Here is a 14,685-nt window from a genome sequence, read left to right as displayed (position 1 = left end):
TATATATATATTGCTTTTTATTCAAGAGAAAGCTTGCCATCAATTCGTTGAAACGATATCATTTGCTTAACATAAAACATATAACATGTAACCTCTTTTATTTACCTAACTTAACCATCAACTTCCAATGATACTAGTCACAGGAGGGTGCGGATATATAGGGTCGCATACGGTTTTAGCGCTTTTGCGCGCAGGGTACGATGTAACAGTGTTTGATAATCTTGAGAAGAGTAGTAAGGAGGTAATCTCGGTTTTGGAAAAGGAAACAGGTAAAAAGATTGACTTTATAAAAGGCGACCTGCGAAACTTAGATGATCTTGAAAAGGTGTTTTCCCAAAAGTACGAGTGCGTAATCCACTTTGCTGCATACAAAAATGTGCCCGAATCGGCAAAAATTCCAGACAAATACTATGAAAATAATGTGATTGGAACATATAATTTGCTAATAGCAATGCTAAAAGGCGGACCCAAAGGATCTACAACAAACATTGTATTTTCATCAACCTGTGCTGTGTATGGGACTCCAAAAGTGCTACCGGTTACAGAAGAATCTCCACTTTCGCCGCTTAGTCCGTACGCAAAAACCAAACTTTGTATTGAATATATGCTTTCTGATTTTGCGGCACTTGGGCTTAATTCAGTACGACTTAGATATTTTAACGTGGCAGGAGCCGACCCAACTGCAATAATTGGTGAGGACCCCAACATTTTAGCTAATCTTATTCCTCGACTATTTGGGGTTGTACTTGGGAAATACGAGCTAAAGGTATTTGGAAATAATTTTCCCACAAGAGACGGGTGTCAAATTCGTGATTATATCCATGTTTCCGACCTGGCGGATGCTCATGTAAAAGCGCTTTCTTTTTTGGACAAAAATATCGGTAGTCATGTGTTTAATGTAGGAACAGGTAAGGGTACAACGGTTAAAGAGTTAATCGATGAGGTAGAAAAGGTCACGGGCAAAAAGATTCCGTTTGAAGTAACTGACCCAATTCCACAAGAAGCTATTGAAATTTACGGCAATTGCGATAAAGCTGAAAAGCTTTTAGGCTGGAAAGCCAAATACGATTACCACGACATGGTTAAGGATGCGGACAGGTGGTACGGGAAGGGGTAGGGGGTTAAGTTATGAAATCTAGGTAGTTTTCCTTGTTTATAACGGATACGGTTGACTCTGGATACAATTCCATAAACGCCGCTTTGTGTTTTGCGATATTGCCCGTATATTTAAATTCATATCCAAAGAGTTTTCCTTCTCGTTCTTCTATCCAGTCGATTTCTTTCTGATTCCACATTCTCCAGAAATATGTGTTTGCATAAATCGGGGTATAAGTCAGCTTTTTTATTCTTTCGGCAACTAAAAAGTTTTCCCACAGCATTCCAATGTCATTCCTTATTTCGATTTGATTGAAATTGGAAATTATGGCGTTCATTACTCCATTGTCGTAAAAGTAGTATTTACTTTTCTTTGTTACTTCCTGTCTAAGCGATCTGGAGTAGCCTCGAAGGTTAAATAGAATAAATGATTTTTCAAATAGGTCTAAGTACCTAGCAACCGTTTTATAATCTAAAGCAAGTTGTGTACCAAGTTCGGTAAGTGATACTTCGCTGCCAACTTGGAATGCGACAAGCCTTAATAAGTCAAGAAGAACTTTTGAGCCTTTAACTTTCTCAAGTTCAAGGATGTCTTTTAGTAAATATGCTTGTACGATTTCGTTTAATAGTTGTGTTTTTTCTGCCTTGTCCTCGGTTGTTAAAATTTGAGGATAGCTGCCATATACCAGTAATTCCGGCAACTTGTTAACCAATTCGTATTGATTATGGTACCTAAGTAGCTCTATATTTGAGATTGGATACATCATTAACGTCCTTTCCCTTCCGACAAGGGGTTCTCCAATTTGACCTGCAAGTTCAAATGATGAGGAACCTGTTGCTATAACAGCGATTTGTGGTATGTGATCTACGATAATTTTTAGACCCATCCCAATATTTGGGATCTTGTGTGCCTCATCGATTGCAAGTAATTCGTATCCACGGCAGTAATCGGTTATTTTCTTAAAGTTTTGGGAGCTTAAAACTTCTTGGGTTAATATATTTTCGCCTGAATCAAGCTTGTATTTAAGCTTTGATCTTTTAAGAAAGTCTGTTAATAAGGTTGTTTTACCTACACGCCTTGGTCCGTAGATCAAGAGAACCTTGTTTTTCTTTATAAGCTTTTTGAGATCTTCGTGTATACGTGGAATCTTCATGATTATAACCTTAGCACAAATCCTGTAAATTGTCAAATTTCAAGGATTGGCAATCCTGCAAATTGGGTTGTTTGTGTGCTGGAAAGCCAAATACGATTATCATGACATGGTTAAAGACGCGGACAGATGGTACAAAAAAGAGTAGCGGCGTGGTCTATGACCCGCCGCCAGTGAATTATTGCCTGTCCGATGAGCCTTCCGCGGGTTGGCTTAGCTCGGCAATTAGCGTTCGTAATCTTTGTGTAGTTGCCTCAAATCCTTCTTGTTTAGTGAAAGCAAGTCGATTAATGGCTAAGGTTGCCAACCAGGCACGGTCAGATTCCAACTTACTGTAAGCCTCGAGAAGAGCAGGACTACCTTGCTCCGTTGGGCTTGTACCTCTGCCATATTTAAGTGCGTGACTCTTTGCTGCTTGGTAAATAGCATCATATTCTGATCTAAGTGTAGACTGATCTGGATTTTCTGCTGCTGTAATTACTTCATCTCGGGATTTTCGTATTGCTGGCTGAGCCTCCGGTGAGGTTGGAGTCATTTCTGGATCTTCAGTTGCTGCGGCGTTAGGATTGCTCTGCATAGCTTCTCCGGATATTCCACCTATAGTCTTATCTGGACGAGTTATCTCCATAGCATCTTTAGTAATCTTTTCGAGGGGAATTTGCTGTCCACCCATCTTAAATCTGTCATAAAATTATAAATTTTCGCCGTTATATATATATATAGGGTTTGTGTCAATGGAGCAAAGGATTAATGGCGCTAGCTAAACTTCGTATAAGCGGTTTAAATATATGATTAAGTGGCGTGCGTGATACAATAATAGTATGATCAAATCTACAAAATCTAAGGAGTATAAAGTAGATGTCGGACTTAAGTGTGTCGGCAGTGTCTTTTGGAAACCCTTGTGTTTGGGGACGAGTTGGTGTACAAAAATGTACACTAATTTGTAACGGAATCAAGGGGTGTCAAAAACAGATCGGCTTCTCCTTTCACCAAATTCCGTTTTTACAATAAGCGAGATTCAAGTAGCTGAAATGGCTAGTTTCATAACGGCCTTGGTGTCGTAGACTTCTTCGGGTGTATGGGCTTCTGCGGACTTAAGGTCAAGTTCAGCTTGTACAACTGCTTCGGCGAGCCTAGCCTCCTAGTATTTTACGGTAAGATCAATAAATTGACTTCGATACAGATTAAAATAGGTTCTGCGTAGCAAAGGATTAATGATGCTAACTAAACTTCGTATAAGCGGTTTAAATATATGATTAAGTGGCGACGTGAGGTACAGAATTCTAATCTCCGCTCACAAATTCCAGGAAATTCTTTGTGGTAATGCTTTCAACTTCGGGGAGCGAAATACCCTTTAGGTTGGCAAGCTCTTTTGCGACTTCCACTACAAAAGCGCTCTCGTTAATACCCCCGCGGTATGCTTGTGGAGCCAAAAATGGTGCATCGGTTTCTGTTAGTATTCTGTCGAGTGGTATATATTTTGCTGCTTCCTTAATGATTTCAGCTTTAGGGTATGTTAAATTTCCTGCGAAGCCAATAAAAGCACCGAGCTCTAAAAACATCTTTGCAGTTTTGGGATCAGCTGAAAAGCAATGGATTACAAAGCCGAATTTGGGCGTGTTTGATTTTAATATGGCGTGCATGTCGACATAAGCGTCGGTAGATTCTAGGGAACTAGGGCGGGTATGAATAATCATTGGCAGGTGAAAAGAATTGGCTAGCTCTATTTGGCGGTTAAGTAAAGCTTCCTGCTCTTTTTTAGGCATTTTAGTATCATAATAGTCAAGTCCACATTCACCAATAGCTGATATTTTTCTGCTAGATTCCACAAAAAGAATAAGATTTGTGAGCTTTTGGTCGGTTGATAATGCTTCGGCAGTTTCATGATCAGGGTGTATTCCTGCAGAGTAGTATACTGTTGGCAGTTTACCGTTGTGTTTTAATATGGGTTTATCAACCTTTGTAAACTCGGTTTCGTAATTGTCCAATAAAATACACATGATATCGGTAACTCCCGCTGTTGAGGCAGACTTTAGCTGATCTACCGGAGATTTTGGAGTTTTGCCGGCTTTTTCGAATTTAAAAGACAGATGTGCGTGTGAATCGATCATTGTTTGTTTATAAGATTATGCTTGATAGTATATATGGATTCGTTTAATTATTGTAGGGGCGGGTTTAAAACCCGCCCCTACTACGAATGGGGGGTGATTTATTGTATAATCCATGACAATGAGCAGGCTAATAACCAAATTTAAAAAATTGTTTTCGCTATTCACACTACTTTGTGCCGATATATTTGCTTACTATCTTACCCTTTATCTTTCCGTAAAGTTGCGAAACTTTGCTGTTGAAAATATCGAATTTATGGAGCTAAACACACTCTTTAGATTTAGCCAATTTACAGAATATTGGATTTTTCCACTTTTATTTGTTGCAGTATTTATGATCCACGACCTATATACAAGACGAAAACCCTTCTGGTATGAAGCCGAAATGTATGTGAGGTCAATAGTAATAGCCGGGGTAATAAGCTTCTCGGTTGTGGGATTTATGCGTGTTCCGTATGACATTTCTCGAATTGTTGTACTTTTTCAGGTTGGACTCGCGATCTTTATTTTCCCTATTATTAGATTTTTAGTAAAAGTTGTTTTATATCGATTGGGAATTTGGGGTCAAACGGCTGTGGTCTTAACAGACTGTGAACTATCCGACACGGATCTCGATGGCATAACTGCTGATTACTATTTGGGATATCACATAATCGGAATAATATCGGATACACCGTCTAAATCTTCGAAATATACTAACATCGGTTCACAAAAGGATCTTGTAAAAACGCTTAAGCCCGGAAATGTTCAGACGATTATTTGCTTGGTTAAACGTGGGGATAAAGGAAGCATCAATGCACTTATAAACGAAGCTTACAGATATGTAGATAAGGTACTCTGGGTTCCGTATAACGGCGACTTATCCTTAATGGGATCGAGCGCTTTTCACCTTTTTAATGAACGGTTATTTGTTCTTGAAATGCCAAACACACTTAAGTCCTTTGAGAATAGAATTGTAAAGACCGTTTTTGATACTTTTGTCGGGCTTATTGCGCTTGTTATCGGATTACCGGTTATTATTTTTATATCTCTGCTTATTATTATAATCGATGGGAATAAACCCTTTTTCATGATGACAAGATATGGTAAAGGGGGTAAAGAGTTTAAACCGTTTAAGTTTCAGACGATGCAGCGTCGAGTTTCCGAGGATAAGGAATATGAGCAAAAGGTGTTAGCCAATTACTTCGCAAAAAATCCTAAAGCCAAAAGAGATTGGGAAGTTTTCAAAAAAATCAGGGATGATGACGATCCACGAGTTACGAAACTCGGAAAATTGCTTAGAAAAACAAGTCTCGATGAAATTCCTCAGATATTTAACGTAATGCTTGGACAGATGAGCCTTGTAGGACCGCGTCCGTACTTGCCAAGAGAGCGAGAGGATATTGGTGATTATTTTAATGTTATATTGTCGGTTAAACCCGGAATGACAGGTCTTTGGCAGGTTAGTGGTCGAAACGATGTGGGGTTTGTAAAACGGCTTGAGCTTGATGCCTGGTATATTCGAAACTGGTCAGTATGGCTTGATGTAGTAATCTTTTTTAAAACAGCCGGAGTTGTAATTGACATGATATTCGGGAAAAGGACGGGAGCGTATTAGTAGTAAAGTAGTGAAGTAGTGAAATAGTAAAGTAACACACTGGGCAACAGATGACTGAGTTGGGATAAGTAGTAAAACAGTGAAGTAGTACTCCGGAAGATACCTATGAGAGAAGTGGCAAGCTTTAACAATAAGGGAAAATAAGCAAGGGGCTTCCGATGGACACACAGATCAACGGAGGATTAAGCAGTAAAGTAGTGAAATAGAACGTTGGTGGTTGGAAAAGTTTACACAACCCGCTATAATCGCAATCAGTAAATAACAACCAGTACCCAATAACTAGTAATCAACAACCAATAACTAACTTACTAAAATAAAAAATGGCTACGAAACTTCGACCCTTAATCGTTAACGATGAAATCGATCTTATTGCAGTCTGGCAGAGAATCCAAAAAGGTTGGGTTACAATTCTTTTGTGTGCAATTCTTTTGGGTGGTGTTGGTGCAGTTGGTGCTACAATGCTTCCCGAAAAGTATGAGGTTAGTGCAATTATGCAAGTTCCTTATTCATGGGGTGTAACGCCGGATGTTGTTACCGAAATCATCGATAAATATGTTGAAAGCTCAGAATTTGCCGAGAAAGGCAGTGTAAGTTATTCAATACTTAAGGGTACTACAAGTTCATCTGCAATTGTCCCTAGATTTCAGATTTTGTTTACCACCAAGGCAAAAGATATTAAATCCGGAGAACAGCTTTTGGAAGATGTGTTAAAAGGGCTTCAATCAAACGATGATCTTGGTGTTTATGCAAATATGGCGGTTACTAGGTTAAAAGATAATCTTGACGCTATAGAAATTCAGTTAGCCGATGCCTATGAAAAGCAGGCAATGTTTGACGCATTAATTGCCCAGGGCGATTCTTCTGTTATTGTCGGATCGAACCCTGTGGAAATAAACGAGTCGATTCTTGATCTTGTTGAATCAAGGAGTGAACTTGCCGATTCGGTTGCACTCGACAGTGATGTATATTGGGCTGTTTCCCCAAATTCAAATGGTAATAACGTTCAATTATCTTCCTTAATTCTTGGGGCAGTTGGAGCATTCTTGGGTGCAGGAGTTGGCTTTGTAATGGTACTTTTTAAAAAGTGGAAGTAGATTTTAAATTTGGAATAAACTAGCTTGAATGTTCTCCTGGTCTATCAGAGTCTGTTTTTATTGATGGCACTGATTGGTATTTTCGCCATTATCAAAGATCGCAGGTGGGGAATGTTCGTGCTTGGGGTTTCGCTTTTTATCCAGCGGTACAATCTGTATATTGTTTCATTAAATAGATCTATCCAACTTTCTTTTATATTTATTGCGGTTTTTATAGTGCGTGAGCTTTTTATACTGTTTATTGAGGGGTATAAATCTAAGATTAGGGGCAACTTGTCTAAACCTACGGAATTCCTGAAAAGAGCTAAGACTGGGATTTTACATGTTTGGAAAGTGCTTTGGGCAAACTCGCTTTTTAGGTGGCTTTTATTAATGTGGGGAACTAGTGCAATTACCCTAATTTGGGGGTACGATAGGCTTCAGGGCGTTATTGAACTTTTCCTGCGGGCACTTACGTTTGGCACGGCATTTTTGGTGTATTGGGTGAATAGTAGCGGCGTGGTTTTTAACCCGCCAAAAACAGTAAATAGTGAAATAGCACCCAATGATTCCAAAACAGTAAGTGCCAAACAGTTAATCCGAAATAATAACCCACAACCAATAACCGAGTACCTTTTCACCGGCCTTATTGTTGGTGGACTTTTAGACTTTGCGCTTACACTTGCCCAACAGTTTGATTGTTTGTGGAATTCTTGCCAATTCTTTTTAAAGTTTGACCATGTAACGCTTGGAATCCGCGGGCTTTCTTTAACCGAACAAATGCTTTGGTTTGGTGATAAGCCACTTTTTAGATCCATGGGTAACTTTGGTGACGTAAATATGCACGCATTTATGATGTTTGCACTTTGTATACTTTGTGTAGCCTTGCTAATAAGGACTGTTCACAAAAAAAGTTCCGAAGAAAAAACTAATAGCGTTTTACTTTACGGACTGGTGGCGGTAATTAGCTTTGGTGTGGGGGTTTCGTGTATTTCAAGGTCGGCAATTTTTGGACTTTTGGTGGCGATAATTTTTACTGTAGGACTTCTTTGGATTTTGTGGATGATTACAATAAAAAGATGGGTCAAAAAGATTATTGTGCTTTTGGGAACTGCCACTGTACTAGTTTTTGTTTTTTACATTGGAATGGTATTTTATGGAAAATATGTGCCCAAGAATATTAAGGAATTTGTTGAAAACAGGATTGATATAGAGGAGGAAGGTTCGGCACTTAGACATTTTGAACTTATAGAAGAAGCTTACAGAATTGGTGGCACCGATGCCGGCTTCATAGGGATTGGCGTAGGTAGCTACTATAGATATTATCAGGATAATTACAATCTTGCCGATCATGATAACGATCCGCATTCATGGATTGCTAAACAATTTGCTGAAGAGGGTGTTTTAGGAATTTTGGTATACCTTGCGTTTTTTGTGTGGATTGGGGTTTCACTGGTTAAGATTTTCGGTAATTATGTTAAGGCAAAACAAAGAGGGCCTTTTACCGAACTTGCCGCAACGGTTTTAATTACAGCTATTCCGTTTATGTTTTTGTCGGGCATGGTGGTTTATTACGGATTTTATCTGCCTATGGTTTGGGTGTGGGTGGGTGGTGGACTTGGTAAATTTAGGGGAGTGGAATTTAAGTGAACAAAAAGCCTTTTGTAAAAAGATATGGCTTAAATTCAATTTTGTCGTTTTTATCCTTGCTGATAGCTAAGACCTCTACATTTTTTACTTTTCAGTTGATTCAGGGGAAATCAGATATTCTTTGGGGGCAATATTCCTATCTTTTTAATACAATAATGACATTATCTTTTTTCTCTACGTTTGGAATGAATTTTTTTCTTTCAACATTTGCAACGAAAGCAAAGGTAAAAAAAGAGGTTCACCAATTAAAGTTGGTTATCATGTCTGTGGTCACCGTTTTCACCATAGTAAATGTAATTTTGCTCACAGTGCTTCTGAATACGATGGGAATGACTTTGTTTTTTGATGGCTTTGATACATCAATTGTGGTGATATCTTTTTTGGGAAGCATATTTTTCTCTATATTTACCCTTATCAATTCAATACTACAAGGGCTTGACAATTTTAAGGCTATTTCGTTCTCAACGGGTATCCAAGGCCTTATAAGTATAGTTTGGATATATATTTTTTTTAGATCTGAGAACCTGGCATTGGTATTGTGTGCTTTAATCGTGAGTTGTGGCCTTGGTATTGGCTATCAACTGATGTCTCTAAGAAGGAGTCCCATTCTTTCCCAAGAGAGGAACAAGTTGAGTATTGGGGAAATTATCTTGTTCTTAAGAAAAAACTTTGGGAAATGGATATTACCCTTCTTTATTTCGGGTCTTGTTGGAATTCCCGTTACTTGGCTGCTTAATAAAATGATATCTCAAACTGGGGAATTTGAGGTGATCGGCGTGGTGAACTCTATATTGCAGTGGAGAAACTTTCTACTATTAATTCCGACCGTATTACTAAATGCAGCAACTCCATTGATAACAGAAATTTACATTAAAGGTGAGGATAAGAAATTAAAAAAGATCTGGGTTTTAACCTCCTTGTTGAGTGGATTTGTTTGTACCTTGAGCTGTGGAATTGTATTGATCGGATCTAGATTTATTACAAGTTTGCCAGACTTTTGGCACAATGAATTCTTTGTCTCATTAATTACTGCAGTTGTTATAAGTGCTACATATGTGTCTGGGTTACTTATAAGTATATCTGGGAAAATATGGGTTGGTGTAAAACTAAATCTTTTTTGGGGATTTTTGGCGATTGTGGGATACCTGTTATTAAATACTCGTTTTGATGATGTGGAAAGTTTCTCTTACTCTCAACTTTTGGCCTACGTAGTACATTTGTTTCTTACGTATGTTATGATGAACAGACATAAATTATTCTCTAATAGCGTTGATCAACGCATTTCTTAACTCTATCTAATTTGTATTAACACTCATGAAAAAGTTACTCTTTATCCTGGGTACGAGACCAGAGGGAATTAAGATGGCTTCTTTGATAAAGGAATTTAAAGCTCACGATGGTGACTTTGATATGAAGGTCTGTAATACTGGTCAACATAAAGAAATGTTGGATTCTGTACTTAAGTTTTTTGGGATTGTTCCCGATTATAGTTTGAACCTCATGCGTCCAAATCAGTCGCTAGATACTTTGTCTGCCAGAATGATCAGGAAACTTGGAGATATATTAAGCAAGGACAAGTTTGATTATGTTTTTGTTCAGGGAGATACAACAACAACCCTATGTGGCGCTTTATGTGCCTTCTACCATCAAATACCAGTCATCCATATAGAAGCTGGGTTGAGAAGCGGTGATAAATATTCCCCCTTCCCTGAAGAGTTAAACAGAATGTTGGTATCGAGGATTGCTAATATACACTTTGCTCCAACTGAATTGGCAAAACAAAATCTTTGTAAAGAGGGTATAGCTAAAGATGTGTACGTGGTTGGAAATACAGGAATAGATGCACTCTTGTTGGGTCTCGATCTGCTCAATGTACAAAAGTCAAATATAATTCCAGAAATATTTAGAGATATTGACTTTTCTAATCGGACGGTCTTGGTTACTGCGCACAGGAGGGAAAACTTTGGGGCACCTCTTGAGGAGATATGCTTGGCAATAAAAGGATTGGCGCAAGAGCACCCAGAAGTTAATTGGGTTTTTCCGGTCCACCTGAATCCAAATGTAAGAGAGGTAGTTTTTTCTAAGTTATCGAGTTTGAAAAACGTTTTTTTAACAGCTCCCCTGGATTATCCAGACATGATTTGGCTAATGAACAAGAGTTACTTGATTTTAACTGATTCGGGGGGAATTCAAGAAGAAGCCCCAACGCTTGGAAAACCTATACTTGTGTTAAGAAATGTTACAGAGAGGTTTGAAGGTATTGAAGCAGGTAATGCGTTGTTGGTTGGTACAGACAGCACAAAAATTACCACGGAAACAAATTTACTGCTAGGAAATAAAAACAAGTACAACAAAATGGCTAAAGCTGGGAATCCATATGGAACCGGCAATAGCTCTAGTTTGGTTGCAAACTTGTTAGCACGTTTGCAATCTAAGTGAATGATTTAAAAACAATACGTGTGAGAAATGTAATTATAGTGTCTCCGATAAACCCGTTAAGGGCATATAGTTGTATCGTTTACCTGGCCCAAGGACTGCACAGGGCTGGAATTCATGTGTCGCTTTGGGCTTGGATACCGGTTGATCAACTGAAAGAAGTAGGAAACTATGAGTTTGAGATCAAAAGTTTTTATAGTAAGTGGTATGCTCGATTTCCCATTGTTCGCAGGATTTTTTCTTTTTTTGATTTTATTGGGATGTGTCTTAAGGGGCGAACCGTTGTGATTGTTCACGAGCTTCTCTACTATCCGATTGCTGTTTTGAGCAAACTACTCAAACCAGACATAAAACTTGTCCATTATCATACAGAGTTGTTTACAGAAAACGAATTGGGCGACCTTTCTTTGCTTGAACGACTGTGTTTAAAATTCTATACCGCATATCCTGAAGTGTCGGACTTAATCATTGAATGTAATAAGGAGAGGGCTGCATTTAGGAAGAAATATTTTGATATTTCAAGTAAGATATTTGTAATTCCTAATACCATCCCCAAGAGCGAGGTCCCTGTTAAGAAGAAAAAACTAAGTGATTATAATGCAAACATAGATAGCAGACCAATTGTTGTATACTCAGGCGGAGTTTATGCACATAGAGAGTTAGACCTGCTTTTAAAAGCTCTTGCTCCGATGAAATCCGAGGTTTTTTTCTTTGGATTCTGTTACGGAGACTCTGGGGCTATAGCAAATTTTAAAAATCAGTGTACTCAAGTATTGGGCCCGAGGAACTTTTATATCGCAACATCTGTTCAGAGACGTGAAATTTTATCGCGAATTCATGAAGCTAGTATTGGTATAGTCTATTATAAGCCAAGTAGCTCGGTTGGGACAGATCTAGCAGCTCCTACAAAGTTTTTTGAGTATATCGGTTGTGGTGTTCCAATAGTTTCATCACCGAACAGGTCGTTAATGCCTTTAATTGACAAGTATGGATTAGGTTTCTATGCCATAGACGAGTCTGTAGTGAGTCTTCGGCAGGCTATTAAAAAATTTGTTGATAAGCCTGAACTAGTAGTTCAGGTTAGGAAGAACGAAAAACTTGCGTTCAACAGTATTTTACATTATGATTATGCCGCAAAGGCTACATTAAAAGAAATTCAAAACCTTGCCGAATCCTAAAACTTACATAAGCGAATATTGAATGAAAGATTGTTTTGTTCTCGGCGCCGGTGTAACAGGTCTTTCTGCTGCAATCGTTTCAGGATTGCCAGTAATTGAAGCAGAAAAGTTTCCTGGAGGAAAGTGTGCGTCTTATTATATGCGTGCTGGCTCAACCGAGAGATTATTTACTTCTCCGAAGGATCAAGAGGTATATCGATTCGAGTTGGGTGGGGGGCACTGGATTCATAGCCTAGATGTGTATCTGGACAATTTCTTAAAAGCATTTGCACGGTTTAAGGGTTATTCTCGTGATACTGCCGTCTATTTAGAAGATAAGCGACTCTTGATACCTTATCCTATACAAAATAACTTGAGATACCTGGGACCCAAAATTTCGGAAAGCTGTCTTAATGAAATAATCCAGGCACAGGGAAACACTGACAAACCTAAAAGTTGGAAGGAGTGGTTCAAAAAGACTTTTGGGGCAACCCTTTGCAGATTATTTTTCTATCCGTTTCACGAACTATATACAGTCGGGTTATACAGTAGCGTACTGCCTTCTGATCTATATAAAAACCCGATAGACATTAAAAGTGTTGTTGCGGGAGCAATTACATCTACTTCGGGGGTCGGATATAATTCAAAATTTGTATATCCAGTAGGAGGACTTGATCGAATGGTTAGAAACATGGCAGCTAAGTGCGAAATTAGTTATGGAAAATCCATTTCGGGAATAGACATCAAGTCAAAGTTTATTCATTTCGAAAATGGGGACAAGCAAAAATATGACAAATTACTCTCCACAATTTCTCTTGCAGAAATTATTAAGTTAACCGGGCTTGATAAGGTAGTTGTAGCCAAACCCGATCCATCCACTACGGTATTGGTGACCAATATAGGGGCTATAAAAGGGGAACAATGTCCTCAAAGTCACTGGTTATATATACCTAAAAGTAAATCAGGGTTCTATAGGGTTGGGTTCTACAGCAACGTAGATGAGGAGTTTATTCCAAAATCCTCACGAAAAACCCAAGATCGTGCGTCAATATATGTTGAAAAGGCTTATCTAAGTAAAGAGAAGTTGACACGAGCTCAGATACGAAAGGTCTCAAGTGATGTTGTAAATGAACTTCAAGACCTGGAGTGGATTAAAAGGGCCGAGGTTGTTGATTCATGTGTCGTCAAAAATGCTTACGTATGGGAATATCCTCGGTCCTCCTGGGTCAGCGAGGCCACCTCACTGCTGCGTAAAAATGACATTTTTCAGGTGGGTCGGTTTGCAACATGGAATAATGATGGTTTGGTCCGCTCTATTAAGGATGGGCTTGTTGCTGGAGCTAGTTTTAAAATCATCAATGAAACGTTGTGAAGAAGACGGTATGTGCTGTTATTGTAACGTATAATAGAAAAGCCTACCTAATTGAGTGTTTACGTGGGATCAAACGGCAGAAACAAAATATAGATGCTGTTTACTTGATTGATAATGCTTCAACTGATGGGACTCCTGAACTTCTTTTAAAGGAAGGTTTTATTAATGATCTGCCCCAAACGCTAAATGAACCCACTCAAATCGTGACGGAGATGACAAACTTTAATACGGGGGAGTCCATCAACTTCTACTATGTGAGAATGTCCCAAAACACAGGCGGTGCTGGGGGGTTTCACGAAGGTGTAAAAAGGGCACATAGTGCTGGGTACGATTGGTTGTGGCTTATGGATGATGATGCCGAACTTTATGAGGATGCTCTTAAGACAATTTATCCCTTTTGCGATGAGTCCAATGTTAGTGCATTGGCTTGTAGCATTATTGGACTAGATGGGAAACCCGTATTAATGCATCGTGGGTATTTCAATTTGGAAAATCCATTTAAGCAGATAGTAACTCCGGTAAGTGAATCACAGTATGGCCAGGCAAAAATAAAAATAGATCACGCCTCTTTCGTTGGGATTTTGGTAAACAGCAAGGCTATAGATAAAATAGGGTATCCAAATGCTGAGTTCTTTATACATTATGATGATTTGGAATACTGTCTTAGACTTAGGGAGTATGGGGAGGTTTTTTTTATCCCGTCGTCCAGGGTTTTGCATAAGGAAGGGGCTAGCAGTGCAAATATGGAAAAACGCCTCCTCTGGTTGCGTAGTAATCGAATACAGTTTGAAAAATACTGGCTTACCTATTTTGGAAAGAGAAACCTAACTTGGCTATCAAACAAGTACTGTACTTCAAAAATAAACTTTTGGATTGGGCTGATAAGACACGCCTTAAGGACATTGACAGGGGTTATTTTGTTTGATGATAATAAAATTAGAAGAACGAGGATGATTGTAAGTGCGTATGGCGATGGATTATCTGGACGCTTTGACAATAATCGATCACGTACTATCTTATATGGAAAGCTAAAGTAAATGTTACTC

General features: G+C 38.7%; 11 protein-coding genes and 1 pseudogene. 9 read left to right on the top strand and 3 right to left on the bottom strand.

The window, feature by feature from the left end; translation table 11 throughout:
• Positions 1–127 precede the first annotated feature (127 nt).
• Positions 128–1,117, top strand: a pseudogene (gene galE, locus JW962_03465) (UDP-glucose 4-epimerase GalE).
• Positions 1,118–1,121: 4 nt separating this feature from the next.
• Here the strand turns inward: galE and JW962_03460 are convergent.
• The 3 genes from JW962_03460 to JW962_03450 all read right to left on the bottom strand — a co-directional run bounded on the left by JW962_03460 (position 1,122) and on the right by JW962_03450 (position 4,357).
• Positions 1,122–2,249 carry an ATP-binding protein gene (locus JW962_03460; GenBank protein ID MBN1374360.1) on the bottom strand — a complete coding sequence of 376 codons (1,128 nt, stop codon included), beginning with the start codon at positions 2,247–2,249 and terminating at the stop codon, positions 1,122–1,124.
• 175 nt (positions 2,250–2,424) lie between these two features.
• Positions 2,425–2,919 carry a hypothetical protein gene (locus JW962_03455; protein MBN1374359.1) on the bottom strand — a complete coding sequence of 165 codons (495 nt, stop codon included), beginning with the start codon at positions 2,917–2,919 and terminating at the stop codon, positions 2,425–2,427.
• A 610-nt stretch (positions 2,920–3,529) separates the two neighbouring features.
• The gene (locus JW962_03450; protein MBN1374358.1) at positions 3,530–4,357 is read right to left on the bottom strand and encodes a TatD family hydrolase; all 828 of its coding nucleotides are present in this window, start codon (positions 4,355–4,357) and stop codon (positions 3,530–3,532) included.
• Positions 4,358–4,475: 118 nt separating this feature from the next.
• Here JW962_03450 and JW962_03445 point away from each other — a divergent pair, with 118 nt between their 5' ends.
• The 8 genes from JW962_03445 to JW962_03410 all read left to right on the top strand — a co-directional run bounded on the left by JW962_03445 (position 4,476) and on the right by JW962_03410 (position 14,676).
• Positions 4,476–5,951 carry an exopolysaccharide biosynthesis polyprenyl glycosylphosphotransferase gene (locus JW962_03445; GenBank protein MBN1374357.1) on the top strand — a complete coding sequence of 492 codons (1,476 nt, stop codon included), beginning with the start codon at positions 4,476–4,478 and terminating at the stop codon, positions 5,949–5,951.
• A 320-nt stretch (positions 5,952–6,271) separates the two neighbouring features.
• Positions 6,272–7,045 carry a hypothetical protein gene (locus JW962_03440; GenBank protein ID MBN1374356.1) on the top strand — a complete coding sequence of 258 codons (774 nt, stop codon included), beginning with the start codon at positions 6,272–6,274 and terminating at the stop codon, positions 7,043–7,045.
• 63 nt (positions 7,046–7,108) lie between these two features.
• Positions 7,109–8,674: a hypothetical protein gene (locus JW962_03435; GenBank protein ID MBN1374355.1), complete on the top strand. Its 1,566-nt coding sequence runs from the start codon at positions 7,109–7,111 to the stop codon at positions 8,672–8,674.
• Between the two features lie 155 nt (positions 8,675–8,829).
• Positions 8,830–9,963: a hypothetical protein gene (locus JW962_03430; GenBank protein MBN1374354.1), complete on the top strand. Its 1,134-nt coding sequence runs from the start codon at positions 8,830–8,832 to the stop codon at positions 9,961–9,963.
• A 25-nt stretch (positions 9,964–9,988) separates the two neighbouring features.
• Positions 9,989–11,113: a UDP-N-acetylglucosamine 2-epimerase (non-hydrolyzing) gene (wecB, locus tag JW962_03425; protein MBN1374353.1), complete on the top strand. Its 1,125-nt coding sequence runs from the start codon at positions 9,989–9,991 to the stop codon at positions 11,111–11,113.
• Between the two features lie 20 nt (positions 11,114–11,133).
• Positions 11,134–12,288: a glycosyltransferase gene (locus JW962_03420; protein MBN1374352.1), complete on the top strand. Its 1,155-nt coding sequence runs from the start codon at positions 11,134–11,136 to the stop codon at positions 12,286–12,288.
• Positions 12,289–12,310: 22 nt separating this feature from the next.
• Positions 12,311–13,639: a protoporphyrinogen oxidase-like protein gene (locus tag JW962_03415; protein ID MBN1374351.1), complete on the top strand. Its 1,329-nt coding sequence runs from the start codon at positions 12,311–12,313 to the stop codon at positions 13,637–13,639.
• Entirely contained in the window at positions 13,636–14,676 is a 1,041-nt protein-coding gene (locus tag JW962_03410) for a glycosyltransferase family 2 protein (GenBank protein ID MBN1374350.1), read from the top strand. Before JW962_03415 ends, JW962_03410 begins: the two co-directional genes overlap by 4 nt.
• Positions 14,677–14,685: the final 9 nt, after the last annotated feature.

This window comes from Candidatus Dojkabacteria bacterium (genome assembly GCA_016927995.1).
GTDB lineage: Bacteria > Patescibacteriota > Dojkabacteria > JAFGLO01 > JAFGLO01 > JAFGLO01.
This window is presented reverse-complemented; position numbering and strand designations above follow the sequence as displayed.

Excerpts from the sequence above, each read along its gene's own strand:
- JW962_03455 (MBN1374359.1), bottom strand. The coding sequence starts at position 2,919 with ATGGGTGGACAGCAAATTCCCCTCGAAAAGATTACTAAAGATGCTATG.
- JW962_03430 (MBN1374354.1), top strand. The coding sequence starts at position 8,830 with ATGACATTATCTTTTTTCTCTACGTTTGGAATGAATTTTTTTCTTTCA.
- JW962_03460 (MBN1374360.1), bottom strand. The coding sequence starts at position 2,249 with ATGAAGATTCCACGTATACACGAAGATCTCAAAAAGCTTATAAAGAAA.
- wecB (MBN1374353.1), top strand. The coding sequence starts at position 9,989 with ATGAAAAAGTTACTCTTTATCCTGGGTACGAGACCAGAGGGAATTAAG.
- JW962_03415 (MBN1374351.1), top strand. The coding sequence starts at position 12,311 with ATGAAAGATTGTTTTGTTCTCGGCGCCGGTGTAACAGGTCTTTCTGCT.
- JW962_03445 (MBN1374357.1), top strand. The coding sequence starts at position 4,476 with ATGAGCAGGCTAATAACCAAATTTAAAAAATTGTTTTCGCTATTCACA.
- JW962_03435 (MBN1374355.1), top strand. The coding sequence starts at position 7,109 with ATGGCACTGATTGGTATTTTCGCCATTATCAAAGATCGCAGGTGGGGA.
- JW962_03450 (MBN1374358.1), bottom strand. The coding sequence starts at position 4,357 with ATGATCGATTCACACGCACATCTGTCTTTTAAATTCGAAAAAGCCGGC.
- JW962_03440 (MBN1374356.1), top strand. The coding sequence starts at position 6,272 with ATGGCTACGAAACTTCGACCCTTAATCGTTAACGATGAAATCGATCTT.